Below are 16,953 nucleotides of genomic sequence, written 5' to 3'. Positions count from 1 at the left end.
GATAAAATATAAACGCTACATTTGTATAGGAGGAATTAAATGCATATGAAGAAAAGTCGCTTAGCTCTTGCTTTGACTACGCTTTCTTCCATCGCCCTGCTTTCTGGCTGTGGTAATGTTGTCACGCGTAGCAAAGACGGCTTAATCCTTTCTTTCACCGGCGCAGACGGTCAAAGAATTGATTATACAGCTGACGAACTGTTTTCGGGCTATAGAACCGATGCTGACACAATTACCAAATATTACTCGGCTATTTACGAGGTCCTAGTGCGTAACCTTTTCGAAGGTAACTCTATGGCTTTGAAAAAAGATGAGTTATATAAAAAAGCCGAAAAGAAAGTCAGTTCAGCAGAAGAAACCGCGAAAAGCAACGCAAAAACAAATGGTACCAGTTATGATACCGAAATTCAGGCTATCTATGATTCTTATAGCGTAGAAAACAAAAGTGAATTACTTGAGTATTTTGCCTATAAGGAAATGGAAACAGAAGTTAAATCCGAATTTTATGACGCCAGCGCGGATTGGACTAAAACCGGTGTTGATGGTTTGTCCAATACATGGAAAGATTTGACCGGTGATTACTTATCCGAAGAACTTCCCTTCCACGTTAAGCATATTCTCGTGAAATTAAATACTTCTTCGACCAATGGCTACACGGCAAGCCTCACTGAAGGTGAAGCAACCAAACTTGCTGGTGTTGTTACTCGTTTAGCAACGCGCAAAGGTGGAGATACCTTCAACAACCTAGCGCTTGAACAAAGTGACGATAGCGGCTCCCAAACCGCCAGCGGTGATCTTGGAATTATGGACAAGGATACTTCTTATGTGAATGAATTCAAACTGGGCGTTTACGCTTACGAGACATTGTTCAATCAAGTTACTTCAGCGTCGACATCCGCCGCTACGAAGTCACTGCTTGTTCCTGAAGATGTTCAAGCCAAGATGGAAGCGATCGGATTAGGAGAAATTCCTTATGAAGCTGCTTTGAAGATTAAGGATTATGCCACGATTACTAAGGATGCTAACGGTGATACCTATAATGATGGTGATGCCGCCTATTATCCACGTAATGTTTACTTCAACAAATATTTCAATCGTCATAACATCAGTGTTATTACTCCAAACTCCGTCGATTCTGCGAATGAAGTTGGAACTCCTAACGCTACCTATGAGGCCATGTCCGGTTTCCAAAGCGTTCCCGAACTCGGTGGTAAAAAAGTTTTATGCGACGAAAACGGAAATGTTATCCTTGTGACCAAAGCCAATTTTTCCGGCGATAGTTACGAAGGTGTGCACTTCATCGTCGTTCAAAGAAATGCACTTGTTCCTGTTCAAAATGGTGTCAGCCTTGAAGACTATTACACCACAGCCATTCCCGGAGACAGCGACTATCCAGTTGATGGTAGCAATGATCCGCTCGACACTTATGTCAACTATATGACAACTGAGCGTTCGACTTATCAAACTCGGGCAAACACCGTTACGGATAAAATCAAGAACTTTGATAGCAATGTTGATTATCGGATTTACAATCAACTTCTCACCTATGAAAATGTTGAAATCCATGATGCGGATTTATCCCAATCATTAAATGATTATATCGACATGCAGATTGCTTCTGGCAAAATCAGTGATACCAAGAGTTTTGAACAGACTTGGAATACATGGATTGAACAATTAGATGAACTCGAATACTTGAGAGAGCATCGTTTGATTAGCGAATCCTGTGCAATTTCCTTTGTCAACAGTGATTCCGCAGAATTTGCTGAAGGAGGTGCCTGCTATGTCAAAAAGTAAAAAGATTAAATCTTTCTTCCTCGCGGCCGCCGCTTTACTCCTTACGGGATGTACAACGATAGCGGCAAATCCGAGTTTCTATGATGACAAACTCGTAAATGTAGGCGATAACGAAGTTTATAACAATATTGAATCGACCGTTATTGATCTTCTTAAGGATCAATCAACCACCAAATCGGATGTCCGTGATGCGGTCTTAGCCAAACTGGCTGAATCCTACTTTGGTAAATGGGAAGATGTCGATAAAGAAAGCGACTTTGCAAAAGACGTTAATCGTCGGGTGGCTAAGTTACTTCTCGATGATATCAAAGGCGGTTCTTATTCTTATCGGAGCAAATTCGATGAGGAAAAATTTGCCTTGTCTATCGTTAAAAAATTCTATAAGGTTAACGGCTCTTATGATTTGTCGCTCACCTCTGCCTGGCATAAAGATGTCATCTTTACTCCTGATGTGACTGAGGATAACGTGGGCACCGTTGCCCTTCACCTCGACTACTACAGTGATTACATCAACGATGTTTTAGTTCCAAAGGTTTATCAATCTAAATTGGTTGAAAAATATCTTATTGAGAACGAGTATCGTTCACTATACTTGAGCCATGCACGGAAGGTGCATTATGTGGCTATCACAATTAATGACAACCATCCTGAAGCGGCCCGTTACTTAATTGACGAGTTTATCGACAGCAATATTATCAACGGAACCGCGGAAACTGCCAATCTTGAAATTTTAGCCAATGCATGGCGGGGTGTTGATAGCCAATTCATTTCCAATGAGTCGGCCCTATTAAATGCCGCTGAACTCGTTGGCACCGGTTTCGATAATACCATTTATGGTGACTTATTAAGCGACTATAACAAGATTACTGATGATGTGAAGACCACCGACTCATCTATTGAGTCAACCTTTACAAGCAATGGTTCCTATACCAAGGAAGTCGGCTTAGATATTAAGACGACTGACACTAAGGTGCTTGATTACACTACCGATGGATGGTATGTCCGTGACGGTGGTCTCTCAAGTTTACCGACAGCGATTCGTGATCGTTTATTTAGTCGCTCGGTCGAAAGTGGAGTTGACTACGTACTTGATGATGAAGGCAATTCCGAAAATGGCGGCTATTTATCAAATGATGAAATTGAGATTAATAGCTATGTCCGCAACATTCATGGCAAATACTATTTGATGCCAGAATCCGTTGATCGGAAAGACTCCCGCAACTTCCTCAATTTTGATGCCAGCAGCAAAACCTACTATATTATTCAGGTTGACGAGGCGGTCAATCGGGCGAAGTTCACCGTTGGCGACGATAGTGTTTATCAAGATCTTGATGCGATCGTCGGCGAGGTTGCCAAAGTCTTAGCTACGAAGGATACCAATAAAACATTGGCGCTATCAAAATATATCGAAGATATGGATATTAAATTCCATGATCAAGATATTTATGATTACTTCAAAGAGCAGTATCCAGATATTTTTGATAAGTAATTATGTTTAAAAAGGAGACACTCGTTTGTCTCCTTTTTTTATGCCTAAACTTGAAGTTAACTGATTACTCATCTAAAATAAGAGCAGTTGATTTATTGCTTAGGGAGGTTATCATTATATGGATGATAATTGTATTTTTTGTAAGATTGCCAAAGGCGAAATTCCTTGCCACAAGGTCTACGAAGACAATGAGGTGTTAGCTTTTCTTGACTTATCTCAAACGACCATCGGTCATACTTTAGTTATTCCGAAGGAACATTACCCAAATTTTCTTTCGACCCCGCAAAATGTCATGCATCATGTCCTGGATGTCGCTCAGCGGGTTGGTCAGGCCCAAATGACCGAACTCTTAGCTAGAGGAGTGAATATTCTCAGTAACGTCGGCGAAGTTGCCGGCCAAAGTATTCCTCACTTCCATGTGCACGTAATTCCTCGCTATGCCTCCGGCGACGGCCTGCGGATTACCATGCTCGACAATGAAAAACGAAAAGATCTTAATTTGCCCGTACTGGCCGAGAAAATTGCCGGTGGAATCAAATAAAAAAACTCCATTTGGAGTTTTTTTTATCTTTTCTTGGGCTTATAGAAATAAGAGTCATTCAACGGCCAAATGCGCGTGGTAAACTCGCCTTCGGCAACTCCCTCAAATGCCTTATCAAGAATCATCATTTTTGCATCGATGTCATCGATAAACGAGAGCAGTAAAGCCTCACGGGTCAGTGGCAATACGGGACTTCCATATTCAAGATGACCATGATGGGCCAGTACCATATGCTCGAGAAGAGTCGGTACTTCGCTTGTGATTTTTAGTTCATCGGCTATTTCATGAATTTCACTAGCACAAATCGAAATATGACCGAGAAGTTTCCCTTCCGTAGTGTATTTAGTGATAATTGGTCCCGATAATTCCACCACTTTGCCTAAGTCGTGAAGAAGCACTCCACCAATAAGAATATCGCGATCAATTCCGGAGTAATATTGAGCCATTAAATCCGCTAATCCGGCCATGGACAGCGTGTGATAAAGAAGACCGTTAGCAAATTCATGATGATTTCGGACCGCTGCCGGAAAAGTAACATAAGCTTCATAGTGACGATCAATTAATGAATTTACAATTAAGGCCACTTCCGTATCTTTAATTGATTGGAGCAGTGTTTTTAGTCTAGCTTCCAACTCGGATTGAGGAATCGGACTGGCAATCGTATACCGGGCGATGTCGATGCCTTCAATCGGAAGCTTTTTCCCGCTTATTATTTTTAGTTGCAAGCCATTACGGTAAAAAATTACATCAGCATCTAACTCAACTATGTTTCCAATCGCAAAAACGTCGGTGTCTTCAGCGTAGATTTCCCATTTTTTACCCTCAATGGTTCCCGTTTTATCCTGAAAAGTAACCGTAAAATATGTTTGATTATTTCCAGTCACTCCCTTAGTTACGTTTGTTATAAGAAAAGTATCATGCAGTCTTTCACCATCAACTAAGTCTTTAATATAACTCATCCCTTATTCCTCCAAAACTAAACTTATATCTTCGTAATTATAACCTTTTTGCTCTAGAAGATAAATGATGCGTTGTCTTAAATCACGTCCCGAATATTTGCTTTGATAACGTTTTTTGGCTTTTGCAAGATCACTTTGTAAGTTTTCCATCACCAAGCTATGCGGAATTTCCGGGAGCTTTTGCACGATTGCGGCCGCCTTAGACTGAGAAAATCCATTTCGATAAAGAAAGGCAAATACCGCATCATTTTGTGCTTTTTGATTGGAAAAGCTCTTGCCGTGCAAAAACTTTTTGGCCATCCTGTCAACTTGATCATCGCTATCTAGCGAGGTTAAAGGTAGATTATTTATAATCGTCGGACTAATTCCTTTTTTAAGCAGGTCATTTTTAACCCGTTTAGGCCCGTAACCACGGTGCAGAGCATATTCCATATAGTCATTTGCAAAAGTTAAATCATTTATTAGATTGTTGTCAAGAAGTCGTTTTACAATTGAATTAATCGTCGCATTCTCAACTTTTTTATTCCGTAGACGACGGCGGATTTCCATTTCGGTATAACTATGACGGGCAACCAGTGACCGCGCATATTGCTGAGCGGAAGCGACTTCTGCCCGCTGCTTAATTCGAGAAATTTCCTCGATACTGACCTTCTTTCCTTCAAATAGAAAAAAATCAGTAAAGGTGTCTATATCTATTTTTATTTCTTCCTGCGTGGAAAAAAGGATCTTAATGCTCTTTTTATTATGCGCGATTTTTGTAATCGTTATTTCCTTAGAAGTGGCGACGGATGGCACGATTATAAACCTCCATAATATTCAAATAAAATTGGTCAATTGAATATTTTTCAATTAATTGGGCACTATTGGTTAACATTTGTTTTTTTCTGGGCGTGGATAGGTTAATCAATAAATTGAGGTTGTTGATGAAACTCTTTTCCTCATTAAAGAAATAGCCGGTCTCACCATCGACGAGAACATCTGATAAATTTTCATCGTGACGGGCAAGCAGAAGAAGACCGCTGGCCATTGCTTCCATAAAAGTTAGGCCTTGCGTTTCCGTCACTGAAGCCGATACGAATAAATCCGCTGCGTGGTAATAAAAGGGAACATCGGCCGGGGGCACCGGGCCAATAAAAACCACCTTGTCCCCCAAGTTTAATTTAATCGCCTGATTCTTAAGGCTAGTCAACGCCGGTCCGCCGCCGACAATCAAAAGTTTGACTTTAGCTTCGGGGTTAAGCGATATATACTTGGCAAAATTATCAATAATAACATCAATTGATTTTTCCTTGGCTACCCGACCCAAAGAAAGAATCGTAAAGCAATTATCTAAATTATATTGATGCTTAAACCGGGCCAGTTTTTCCTTATCAATTCTATCATCTTTAAAACGGGAAAAATCAATGCCTGTAGGAACAACATTTATATATCTTTCCACTCCATATGTTCGCAAAATATCTTTTGTTTTCTGGCTGGGAGAGATAAATTCAGTCGCCCCCTCAGCCTTAAACCGGGAAAATTCCCGAACAATTTTTTTGGCAAATACGTCGAGGTGTCCCCGAGTAACGTAATAGGTGTAATCTTCGTACATCGTATGATAGGTATAGACATTGGGCAAATCCAATGTCCGAGCCACGTAATTACCAAAAATACCAATTCCGGCTTCTGTTTGAACATGAACCAAATCCGGTTTAATCGCCTTGATTATTTTCATCGCTTTACTGTTATATAGACCCGCCATCCGATAGCCATAAAGTTTTTTTAATTCAATGCCCGGAATTCTGATAACTCGATTGTCATACATTAAAGTGCGAGTAAAGGGATTGGTTGTAACCACAACACACAGGTGTCCATGGGCAGTCAAAACATCCTGAAGTGATTTACTTGAGGTTGCGACGCCATTGATCTCGGGCGGAAAGGTGTCCGAAAAAATAACAATTCTCATGGTTTTTTATTATGATCTTTTTCTTCATCGTCTTTTTCTTTTCGGGAAAAAACATTAGTCTTGAATTTTTTGATTTTATCTTCCACTTCCCGCGTAGAAAGGGATGAGGTCCGGTACATAAAATCGGATGAAGCCTTCCGGGCCTCAAAGGTTTCACGTTGAATATCGACGAAGGTCTTGGAAGCAAAAGCATAATCTTCCTCGTTTTCCATTCGCGAATGGTAGAAAGCGGAAACAAACCCGCCGATAATTAATCCAAAATAGAAAGTAAAGAACCGCCACAGAATTTGAGCGGATGCCACCAGCGCCTTCGTCTGGAAGATACCGATAAATAGTTGCTGGAACATGTACTCCGAAATACCTGCTGCGCCCGGCAATGGAACCAGCGAGGTAATCATCTGTAAAAAGCTATACATAAACACACTATTCCAATACTGACCAGTCATATCAACTTTGAGTGTCAAACCGACAAGATAAGGAATTGAATATATAATCAGAAAGCGAATGGCGAAAATAATTGTGATTAAAATGGTGACTGGAATATTACTTTGAAGACGCCGAAGTTCGATACGGAAGTTTTCCGTTGTGACTTGAAGCCGAGCACGGGTTTTTTCCGGGCTCCGAACCAAATGGAGCCGCCAAGCCAGATTTACACCCGTATTGATAACAAAGTTATGAATTTTACTGGAATAGGACATGATGAGCAAACCCGAGATGACCGCGGCATTAATGATAAAGCCAATGAGGGCCAAAACCCATATGGGTAGGGAGATATTAAAAACCACAATTGGCTGAGAAGTAAGAATCAAAGTTTTAAACTTCAATATCATTGCTAATATTCCAAAAAGCATCAAAACCACTTGGAAAATAATAAAGTGCATAACCAATATGGAGGCCGCAGTCGATACTTCAACCTTCTGCTTGCGCATCGTGTTGGCTTGCGCAATTTGACCGCCACTTGAAGAGGGCGTAATGTCCGAATAGAATTGACCGATAAAGGCCACGGCTAATCCGCGATGTACCTTGTAATGAGTCGTATAAAGGCGCGCCAAAATAAATATGATCACGCCATCTACTAGGTAATATAAAAACATCGCAATCAGAATAAAAACAATGTAACGAACATCGGCTTGGCTAAGCGCTGAAGCCACATCGCCAAAATTGTCTTTCAAAGTCAAATAGCCGACCAAAACGGCCATAGTTAAGACGATTGCTATGTTAATAAAATATTTTTTTGTTTTACTGTTTTTTTTACTCGGGGTAGAAACTTCATTTGCCATATATTATCAATCCTTAATCGCTTCATTATAACATAGTAGCGAAAGCAATAAATTGTCTTTTATTATAGAAACTAAAAAATATTAATTACTATGTAATACATTTTGTCTTTTGTATCTTACTTATTTATATGTTTACGTTTATAATAAACACGTTTCATTAGCTGTGAGGTGATTTTATGGGAAGATATGCCAAAATTATGTTTAAGATGACAAAGGGTCATCGCGGACTGTATTTGTTCGGTTTTTTTCTTACCTTTTTAGGGGTGGTTTTTTCCTTAACAAGCATCTATGTAAATAAGATTCTAATCGACGTTTTAAATGGTGATGCCCCAGCGGGAAAAATTGCCATTTTCATCACGAATAATATTTTGGGCGGCCAAGAATTTTTAAGACAGAATATTTGGATTTTTGCCCTTTCAATCATTGGAATAACTACCGGAATGGCGCTGATTCAAACTTCTAAGAATATCGTTCAAGCCGCCGTTAATACTTCAATCATGAAGGAAATGCAGCTAAAACTCTTCTATCATATTGAACGTCTTCCCTATCCTAAACTTAAAACGATGAAAAACGGGGACTTAATTCAAACATGTACTCGTGACGAGGAAGTCCTTCGCAATTTTGTTATCGGTCAGATTAATATGATTGTCTATACTTTCTGTATTGTTATTCTATCCTTCTTGATTTTGCTTACGGTCAATGTAACTATTGCCGTAACATCAATCATTATTCTTCCTGTATTATCCATTTACTCCTTTTTCTTGATTAAAGAGGTAAGAAAAAGATATCGGAAAACCGATGACAGCGAATCACGCATGACAAGCAAAATTGAAGAAAACCTATCTGCCGTGCGTGTGGTCAAGGCTTATAATAACGAAAAATATGAGATTGAAGATTTTGAAAAATATCTGGCCGATTATGAAAAAAAATTCATCCGCTGGCGGAAAACTTCCTCTTTTTACTTCGCCAGTTCGGATATTTTGGTTTTTGGTCAAATTGTCCTTTCTCTTTTAACCGGCATTTACCTTGGCACCCAAGGAAAAATGAATATCGGCGATCTCTACTTAGCGGTCACCTTTACTTCAATGATTGTGTGGCCAGTCCGTCAGGTCGCCCAGATCCTATCCAACCTTGCCCAGGCAATTGTTTCAATGGATCGCATGGATCTTATTCTCAACGAACCGCTTGAGGATATTACTACCGGACTTACTCCCACCATTCAAGGTGACTTTATCTTTGATGGAACCGGATTCCAATATGCCGATGGTAACGAAGAGGTTCTTCACGATATTAATCTTCATGTCCATGCCGGAGAGACCATCGCCGTTATGGGCAAAACCGGCTCGGGAAAATCGACGTTTGTTAACTTATTGACTCGCTTATACGACTATACCGAAGGGCATATTCTTCTTGATGGTGTCGAACTAAAAGATATTCAGAAAGAATACTTGAGGCGTAATATTGCCTCTGTTTTGCAAGAACCATTTCTCTTTAGCAAAACCATCATCAATAATTTGAAGATGGCAAATAAGAATGCTTCCGAAAAAGAGATTTTGCGGGCGACTACCATCGCAGACATTCACAATACTATTCTATCCTTTGAGCAAGGCTATGATACTCCTGTCGGTGAAAAGGGCGTCACTCTTTCCGGCGGACAAAAGCAGCGCCTTGCCATCGCTCGAACAATTATTAACGATGTGCCGATTTTAATATTCGATGATTCGCTGAGTGCAGTCGATACGGAAACTGATCTCAATATTCGTAGTGCCTTAAAATCAAGGGCCAAAAATACGACTACCGTAATTGTTACGCATCGAGTGGCGACGGCAAAAGATGCTGATCGAATTATTGTTTTTGAAAATGGTACCATTACTCAATGCGGTACTCATGATGAGTTAGTCAATAAAGACGGACTCTATAAACGCGTTTATGATATTCAGACGCGGATTATTTAAGGAGGTGTAAGATATGGCAAATCCATTCTCGATGGAAGAAGAGCCGATAGCAAATAAAATTAACGCGCGGATTTGGCTAAGAATTATCCGTTATTCTTTTAAGTATTGGTATATTTTAGCGGCGCTTTTAATCACTCTTCTTTTTACCTCGCTCTATGACTCAAGTTTTACTCCTATTATGAATCGCGCGGCCTTAACCGCCATCGCCGACTTAAATCTCAATCCGGTCAGTCTGGCTGATTTTCGTCTGACTGCTATATTCTATGGCATTACCATATCGCTTACTTTTGTTGAATATACGTTGCTTTTGGTTGCGGCATTACTTATACGAGCGGTAGTAATTTACTTCACCTTTTTCTTAACCAACTACCTGGACATGAAGATTATGTTGGCTTTAAGAAGAGACTCATTCCATCGCATTCAAGAATTGAGTTTCTCCTATTTTGATCGTACCTCCTCCGGCTGGCTTATCGCTCGGATGCAAAACGATACCAGCCGCATCAGCGATATTCTATCGTGGGGCATTATTCGCATGATTTGGATGGCGTTTGATATCGTTATTACCTTAGTAACTATGTTTTCGATGGATTGGCGTCTATCGCTGATAATTCTTGCCTCCACGCCCGCGATTATAATTATCTCTCCGATTTTTGAAAAAACCATTTTACGTTTGGCCCGGGTGGCGCGCGCAGCTTACTCTGGCTTTGTTGGCTGGTTGGCGGAATGTATTAACGGCTCAAAGACAATTAAGACTCTCGCTATTGAGGGTACTACCTACGATGAAGCCGAAGAAATTGTCGAGGACATTCGGGCCAAGAATTTTAAACGGATGCGTTTTCAAAGTTTCTTTCAACCATCCGTCAATATGATTGCGGCGTTCACCACTGCGGCGATGATTTTGTTTGGGTATAAACTTCTTCCGACCAACGCTCAAGGGATTGCCGATGTCGGCCTTCTAACAATTTTTCTAGGATTTGTCGGTAGTATATATAACCCTATTCAAGAGGGGGCTGAACTATTTGCTGAAGTCATGGCCACCCAGGCCAGCGCCGAAAAAGTGTTATCCCTGATTGATGAGCAACCCGTAATCGTCGATAAGGAAGAAGTTCTTGCTAAATATGGTTCTGTCTTTGCCCCTAAAAAGGAAAACTACGAGCCAATGTTGGGAAATATTGAATTTAAAAATGTCAGTTTCTCCTATATAACCGGACACGAAGTTATCCATCAGATGAATTTAAAGATCAAACAGGGCCAAAGTATCGCCATTGTTGGTGAAACCGGATCCGGTAAATCGACGACGGTTAATTTGCTCTGCCGTTTCTATGAACCAACCGAGGGCGGTATTTATATTGATGGAGTTGAATATCGTGATCGGAGTGTCGGCTGGTTGCGTTCTAACATCGGCTTTGTTCAGCAGAATCCATTTATTTTTGGAGGAACAATCGCTGATAATATCCGATATGGAAAACTCGATGCCACGATGGAAGAGATTATTACCGCGGCAAAAGTTGTTGACCTTGATGGTTATGTCCAAAGCCTACCCGATGGTTACAATACCATTCTTCAAGACGGCGGAGCTGAGTTATCCGTGGGGCAAAAACAATTGATCAGCTTTGCACGGGCAATTATTCGCGATCCCAAATTGATGATTTTAGACGAAGCCACCTCAAGTATCGATACGGAAACCGAAGCGATTATTCAAAAAGCCATTAAGCGGGTTCTAGTTGGCCGTACGGCGATAATCATCGCCCATCGGCTTTCAACCATCGTCGACAGTGATCGCATTCTTCTTATGGATCAAGGTGTCATCAAAGAGGATGGCAGCCATGCCGAACTGATGAGGCAACATGCCGGTTACTATAAACTCTATATGAATCAATTTCAGGATTTACAAGTGGATGCGCAAATCGAAACCTTTGAAAAGCAGCTTAAAGACATTTAGTCATTAAAATAAAAGGAAGTTTAGCTTGTCAGTTAAACTTCCTTTTTTAATTGTTGCGGCTTTCTCCCTTGACGAAGTAGTAGTCATTTCGCCCTTTGACAAAGATCCCTTCACCATCATTTAGCTTTATTACCTTTTCTTCTTCTTTATGCTCATAGTAACTTACTATCCGTCGATAGTGCGGATAACATCTGCTTAAATATTGCCAATGCGGGACAATACTGGCATTGATGAGTTTGTATCCGCTGATATCGCTCAAGTGAACATCGGCATTCATATCTCCTTCATCCTCTTTAAGTCGGGCGATTAGGCGTAGACTGTTTTGCAAAACAATACTCCCAGCGCTATAGCCGATAAGCAAAATATTTTTTCTGAGTATCGCTTGCAAAACGGCGGAAAAATTTAATTCTTTAAGCCGCTTTAAAAGCAAAAAAGGATTCCCTCCCAATAATTCAATAACATCATAGTCGAGAAGAAAATTTAAGTCTTTTCTTCTCCGTAAACTATCACTTCTAAATGAGCCGGCTCCTAATTTAGCCAACTCTTTTTTCACCGCAAAAAGCGAACGGTCTCGGCTACCGATACCCGATGCCGTAGTGATAAAAATCACTTTAGCCTGCGGCTTAATATACGATTTAGCTTCGAAAAGCAAAGCGTCACTTGATAATCCGTCACTCGTAAGAATAATCATCTTAAACCCCTCTTATCTTTGTCAATGTTACTTCCGCATTCGTCCCGTTTCCAAAGCGAATCTTTAGTGTGCTATAGCCGATTCCCCGCGAATTTATCATTGTTGACGATTGTTCGTAGAAGATCCCTCCAGAATAAAATGGGCGCTGAGAAACAAGATTTATAAGGTCGTCGCGCCCCGGAAAGTTAATCTGCCCGCCGTGGGTATGCCCGGAAAAAATAACATCCGCCCCATAGTTGGCATATTCTTTGAAATACTCGGGCCGGTGGGCTAAAAGGATTGTCGCGGCCTCATGGGGAATATTGTTCATCTCTTGTTCCAGATCGGCAAAATAGAGTTCATCATTTTCTTCTCGAGTAATATCTTGACCCGCATATTGATAGGGGTCATCAACTCCGATAACATACGTGGAACTCAAACGCGCAAGGGGATAGCAATTATTCTGTCCTAAACGGATGATATTGTATTCATTTAAAAGGGCGAAAAACGCCATGCGCTTGTCCTCGTCCATCGCAAATTCATGATTGCCGGTAACATAAAAGCATTCGTAATTAGCGTAGTGCGCAAAGAGTTCCTCCACCTGAGTAAAATCTTTGGTTCTTTCATCCACAATATCCCCGGTGAAAAACACATAATCGAAAGCATAAGCGTCTATCACATCGAAAAAATTGCCATTATCAAAGACGTATCCTCGATTATGAAAATCGCTGATCTGAAGAATTGTCGCCGTGCCGGAATGTGCACTTAGATTGATATCATAGGCAGTAACATTTAACTTATAACCCTGAAATGTGCTCATGACTAAAAGAGCGAAAAAGCCAAGACGGGTTAGAAAATTAATCAAAAGCAATAAAATCATGATTTACTCTTTCCCGATTTTTTTACAAGCCGAAAAACCCCGCGAATAAGCCGACCATTAATTACGTCAAGTAAGCCCAAAGATTGCTTATGAGATAAAATTCCTCCACTTAGGGCGGATAATGAACCGATCGGCGTATCTAGAACCGACAGAACATACATTTTTGCTTTTATCTCGTCTTCTCCCGCCATCTTTTTGGCTACTTTAATTATTATTTTCTTAGCGAGTTTACCTATTAAGTAACTATGAGCATCGTCAATCGTACTATCCAAAGTAAACGGCCGATGGGTCGCGGAATAAACATGATAAATTCTTCTGCCGTATATTGCCTCAAACTCGCGGAAATGGGTTTCAAAGTGACCATCCGATTTTAAATTATAGTAAGTCGGGGCAAGCGTCTGATAATCCATCACTTCATTTCCGTCATCTTCAATTATAAACTCTTGTCTTAGATGAATGTCGCGTGAACTCGAGCCGACTTCTACGGCATAACGCCCGCCTTCAATTGCCCAATTATGGATAATTGTATTCCAGTAACGGTAATCGCTCGCCTCAATTGAAAACTTGACAATCGTGCTTTCCTTTGGAGCCAACTCAATCTTTTTAAAAGCGATTAATTGTCGCTGACTTCGGAAAAGTTTAGATAAAGAAACGCGTGAACCGTAAAGTTGAACAACCTCTTTTCCTTTTCGTTCCCCAATATTCGTCAATTGAAAAGAAATATTTATTTTTCCTTTCAAAGAAAGGTTCTTTTCATCGATAGTTAAATTATCATAGGTAAACTTTGTGTATGAGAGGCCATGGCCAAAGGGGAAGAGGACACTTCGCTTTGCCGTATCGTAATAACGATAACCAACAAAGATACTCTCCCGATACTCAATGTTGCGATTGACGCCCGCGAAATACTGAAGCGAGGGCGTATCATCGCGCATTAAAGGAAAGGTTTCCGCGAGGTGCCCGGAGGGATTTACTTTGCCAAAAATCACATCCCGCGTGGCTTGACCGCTGGCTTCGCCCGCAAGGTAAGCCATCAAAATTGATTTCACCTCATTAACCCAGGGCATCGCAACCGGAGCCCCAGCCGAAATGACAATAACTATATGCTTATTTACACCGGCCAAAGCCTCAATCAGGCGATTTTGATTGTCCGGAAGCCGGAGATATTCGCGATCAGCGCCTTCGGCCTCATAAGTCGGGGGCAATCCGCTCATCACCACAACTTGATTGCTCGTCTTCGCCGCTTCAAGCGCCTCGTCAAATAGAGCCTTGTCAGTTTCTTTGTTACCATCGATAGAAAACCCGGGAAAATACTCATATTCGATTCCTTCTTCCTTAAGTGCAAGAAGAAAATTATCCCGTTTATAGGGATTAATTTGTGAACTTCCCGCTCCCTGGAAGCGACTGTTTTCCGCGAAAGCACCGATGACAATAACTTTATCAGTTTTGTTGAAGGGAAGGATTTCATCGTCATTCTTTAGTAAAATCATCGAATTGCTCGCAATATCTCGAGCAACAGCAAAATGCTCATCATAATCGACTTTTGCGATCGGTGAGCGACGATTTTCCTGTAATTTAAACGATAGATTGGCGATACGGGTAACCGATTGGTTGACATGCTGAATATCCAAATCGAAAGAATTGACGGCTTTAATTACGGCTTTATCCGGTTCATTTTGCCCAGGCATAGCCAAGTCCGTTCCCGCGCGCACGCCGCTCACCGGGTTGTGCATCGCCCCCCAGTCGGTCATGACCACTCCGCGGTATCCCCATTCTTGCCGTAAAATATCATCAACGATTTCTTTGTTCTCACTCATGTAATCACCATTTACCATGTTATAACTGCTCATAACACAAAGGGGTTTCCCCTCTTTAATGGCGATCTCAAACGCGCGTAAATAGATCTCTCTCAACGTCCGCTCATCAATGATGGCATTATTTAATAGCCGTTTCGTCTCCTGAGAGTTGGCGATAAAATGTTTGGCCGTGGCCCCGACCCCTTCCGCCTGCACTCCCCTAATAAATGCGGAGGCCAGCTTTCCCGAAAGAAATGGGTCCTCACTAAAATACTCAAAATTACGGCCACAGAGTGGCGAACGCTTAATATTCAGTCCCGGGCCGAGAATTACATCCACCCCTTGATCCCGAGCCTCCAAAGCCATCGCTTTAGCCATTTTGACTATAAGTTTTTCATCCCAACTGGCAGCGATTAATGATGATGTTGGGAAAGCGGTGGCCGGATAAGAAACATCCAGTCCGGATACGTTATTCATTACCTTTCGCAATCCATAAGGACCATCACTCATCGTAATGGACGGGAGTTCAAAGCGCGAAAGCGGAACCGTATGCCAGGCATCAAGGCCGGAAAGTAAAGACACCTTCTCTTTGACAGTTGCTTCCGATATGATTTTTTCAATTCTTGGATCCATTGCTATGCTCCTTGATTAGTTTATCTATCATTTCAAATACCATCATATCATCGTTTCCCAATAGCCCATAGTCAATTGACGAGTAAAAGGATGATAACAGTTGATCGTTTTTATTTTTCTTTAACTCATGCTGCCGATATAACATCGTCATAAGTGCCGCTTCACTTTCCTCCGTCAAATAGGGGTTATGATACTTATTTTGAAAGACAAGCGGGCGGATATTATCTTTGTTTTGACTGACGTTTAAATACAAACGGCCGCTATATTTATATGCCACCACTTGGTCTTTTTCTCCATGAATAAACAAAGTTGGAGTTTTACTGGACGCAATCGAATCGCTCGTCTTCAGTTTGGCCACTTTACCATAGCGGATACAGGCGAATAAATTTAGCACTCGCTCAAGGGTTGCACTTCCTTTTAAAAAAGCTCTTCCCACTTTGGCCATCGATTCAGGGGCGGAAATGAATGTAACGGTCTTAACCTCTAAAAACGATTCCACTCGTAAAAGATTGGCAGCGACAAATCCCCCCCACGAATGGCCGACTAAATGAATGGTTTGGGGCGAAAATTGCCTTATAGCAAAATGAACTATCGCTTCAGCATCAATCAACGCATGATAAAAGCCACCGGTTTTTTTGCCATCGCTTAAATCGCAGCCCTGATAATCAATCGCTAAGACTGGCTTATGCGTTTTTAAAACCAAGGTTCTTATTTCCTTTGTATAGGCTAAATGTCCCATCCCCCAACCATGGAAAAAAACAATCAGATCGGTCGTATCAACCGATTCACCATTTAACGAATATAGATATCCGCGAAGAGTAATCCCCGCGTAATTTTTTAGTTCAACTTTATCCGCGTTTAAATCGGCAAAATCACCAGCTTCAAAGTACTTCAAATTAGGATTTCGCTTTTGGCGGTGGGTAAACACTTGGTTTAGACTAGTCCATATTATAAGGTAATAGATAACAAAAAAAACAAAAAGCGTCATCACGGCTGTTCCTAAAATGAGCATAACTTTCCAAAATATATCCATATATTTATACCCTCATCTTAAGATTATAAAACAAAA

Annotated in this window: 13 protein-coding genes; 5 read left to right on the top strand and 8 right to left on the bottom strand. The window is 41.0% G+C overall.

All coding sequences use genetic code 11. The annotated features are described in order from the left end of the window. The first annotated feature begins 39 nt into the window (after positions 1-39). The 3 genes from PKC96_03370 to PKC96_03360 all read left to right on the top strand — a co-directional run bounded on the left by PKC96_03370 (position 40) and on the right by PKC96_03360 (position 3,827). Positions 40-1,797, top strand: coding sequence for a peptidylprolyl isomerase (locus PKC96_03370; protein ID HMM00367.1), 1,758 nt, complete (start codon positions 40-42; stop codon positions 1,795-1,797). After that, a complete protein-coding gene (locus PKC96_03365; GenBank protein ID HMM00366.1) occupies positions 1,784-3,286 on the top strand; it encodes a hypothetical protein in 1,503 nt (500 codons plus the stop codon). The genes PKC96_03370 and PKC96_03365 overlap by 14 nt, the downstream gene beginning before the upstream one ends. 118 nt (positions 3,287-3,404) lie before the next feature. Further along, positions 3,405-3,827, top strand: a complete 423-nt coding sequence (locus tag PKC96_03360) for an HIT family protein (protein HMM00365.1) — start codon at positions 3,405-3,407, stop codon at positions 3,825-3,827. A gap of 23 nt (positions 3,828-3,850) precedes the next feature. Here the strand turns inward: PKC96_03360 and PKC96_03355 are convergent, their stop codons facing one another. Genes PKC96_03355 through PKC96_03340 form a run of 4 tightly spaced genes read right to left on the bottom strand, consistent with a single transcriptional unit; the run spans position 3,851 to position 8,011 of the window. Then, complete coding sequence (locus PKC96_03355; protein HMM00364.1) at positions 3,851-4,786, bottom strand: HD domain-containing protein; 936 nt, start codon at positions 4,784-4,786, stop codon at positions 3,851-3,853. Between the two features lie 3 nt (positions 4,787-4,789). Continuing rightward, entirely contained in the window at positions 4,790-5,581 is a 792-nt protein-coding gene (locus PKC96_03350) for a RecX family transcriptional regulator (GenBank protein ID HMM00363.1), read from the bottom strand. Continuing rightward, complete coding sequence (locus PKC96_03345; GenBank protein HMM00362.1) at positions 5,559-6,731, bottom strand: glycosyltransferase; 1,173 nt, start codon at positions 6,729-6,731, stop codon at positions 5,559-5,561. Before PKC96_03345 ends, PKC96_03350 begins: the two co-directional genes overlap by 23 nt. Beyond that, positions 6,728-8,011 carry a lysylphosphatidylglycerol synthase transmembrane domain-containing protein gene (locus tag PKC96_03340; protein HMM00361.1) on the bottom strand — a complete coding sequence of 428 codons (1,284 nt, stop codon included), beginning with the start codon at positions 8,009-8,011 and terminating at the stop codon, positions 6,728-6,730. The genes PKC96_03345 and PKC96_03340 overlap by 4 nt, the downstream gene beginning before the upstream one ends. A gap of 176 nt (positions 8,012-8,187) precedes the next feature. Between PKC96_03340 and PKC96_03335 the strand changes: the two genes are divergently transcribed. Further along, on the top strand, positions 8,188-9,966 hold the full coding sequence (locus PKC96_03335; GenBank protein ID HMM00360.1) for an ABC transporter ATP-binding protein: 1,779 nt from the start codon (positions 8,188-8,190) through the stop codon (positions 9,964-9,966). A 13-nt stretch (positions 9,967-9,979) separates the two neighbouring features. Next, entirely contained in the window at positions 9,980-11,908 is a 1,929-nt protein-coding gene (locus PKC96_03330; GenBank protein ID HMM00359.1) for an ABC transporter ATP-binding protein, read from the top strand. Between the two features lie 46 nt (positions 11,909-11,954). Here PKC96_03330 and PKC96_03325 read toward each other — a convergent pair whose 3' ends face one another. From PKC96_03325 to PKC96_03310, 4 genes are read right to left on the bottom strand one after another with little or no spacing between them, the layout of a single operon-like run. After that, the gene (locus PKC96_03325) at positions 11,955-12,599 is read right to left on the bottom strand and encodes a Type 1 glutamine amidotransferase-like domain-containing protein (GenBank protein ID HMM00358.1); all 645 of its coding nucleotides are present in this window, start codon (positions 12,597-12,599) and stop codon (positions 11,955-11,957) included. Position 12,600: 1 nt separating this feature from the next. Continuing rightward, complete coding sequence (locus tag PKC96_03320; GenBank protein HMM00357.1) at positions 12,601-13,458, bottom strand: metallophosphoesterase; 858 nt, start codon at positions 13,456-13,458, stop codon at positions 12,601-12,603. Next, positions 13,455-15,884, bottom strand: a complete 2,430-nt coding sequence (locus tag PKC96_03315; GenBank protein ID HMM00356.1) for a glycoside hydrolase family 3 C-terminal domain-containing protein — start codon at positions 15,882-15,884, stop codon at positions 13,455-13,457. The genes PKC96_03320 and PKC96_03315 overlap by 4 nt, the downstream gene beginning before the upstream one ends. Continuing rightward, positions 15,868-16,917 (bottom strand): alpha/beta fold hydrolase, encoded by a 1,050-nt coding sequence (locus PKC96_03310; protein HMM00355.1) that lies wholly within the window; start codon positions 16,915-16,917, stop codon positions 15,868-15,870. The genes PKC96_03315 and PKC96_03310 overlap by 17 nt, the downstream gene beginning before the upstream one ends. Positions 16,918-16,953: the final 36 nt, after the last annotated feature.

Source organism: Bacilli bacterium (assembly GCA_035326105.1).
Classification (GTDB): Bacteria; Bacillota_I; Bacilli_A; order RFN20; family CAG-826; genus UBA7706.
The sequence above is the reverse complement of the archived record's forward strand: the minus strand, read 5'-3'. Positions and strand labels throughout refer to the sequence as shown.

Bases quoted from the DNA above. Each gene is read 5' to 3' on its own strand.
- PKC96_03345 (HMM00362.1), bottom strand. From the start codon at position 6,731: ATGAGAATTGTTATTTTTTCGGACACCTTTCCGCCCGAGATCAATGGC.
- PKC96_03355 (HMM00364.1), bottom strand. From the start codon at position 4,786: ATGAGTTATATTAAAGACTTAGTTGATGGTGAAAGACTGCATGATACT.
- PKC96_03310 (HMM00355.1), bottom strand. From the start codon at position 16,917: ATGGATATATTTTGGAAAGTTATGCTCATTTTAGGAACAGCCGTGATG.
- PKC96_03360 (HMM00365.1), top strand. From the start codon at position 3,405: ATGGATGATAATTGTATTTTTTGTAAGATTGCCAAAGGCGAAATTCCT.
- PKC96_03315 (HMM00356.1), bottom strand. From the start codon at position 15,884: ATGGATCCAAGAATTGAAAAAATCATATCGGAAGCAACTGTCAAAGAG.
- PKC96_03335 (HMM00360.1), top strand. From the start codon at position 8,188: ATGGGAAGATATGCCAAAATTATGTTTAAGATGACAAAGGGTCATCGC.
- PKC96_03340 (HMM00361.1), bottom strand. From the start codon at position 8,011: ATGGCAAATGAAGTTTCTACCCCGAGTAAAAAAAACAGTAAAACAAAA.
- PKC96_03325 (HMM00358.1), bottom strand. From the start codon at position 12,599: ATGATTATTCTTACGAGTGACGGATTATCAAGTGACGCTTTGCTTTTC.
- PKC96_03370 (HMM00367.1), top strand. From the start codon at position 40: ATGCATATGAAGAAAAGTCGCTTAGCTCTTGCTTTGACTACGCTTTCT.
- PKC96_03330 (HMM00359.1), top strand. From the start codon at position 9,980: ATGGCAAATCCATTCTCGATGGAAGAAGAGCCGATAGCAAATAAAATT.
- PKC96_03320 (HMM00357.1), bottom strand. From the start codon at position 13,458: ATGATTTTATTGCTTTTGATTAATTTTCTAACCCGTCTTGGCTTTTTC.
- PKC96_03365 (HMM00366.1), top strand. From the start codon at position 1,784: ATGTCAAAAAGTAAAAAGATTAAATCTTTCTTCCTCGCGGCCGCCGCT.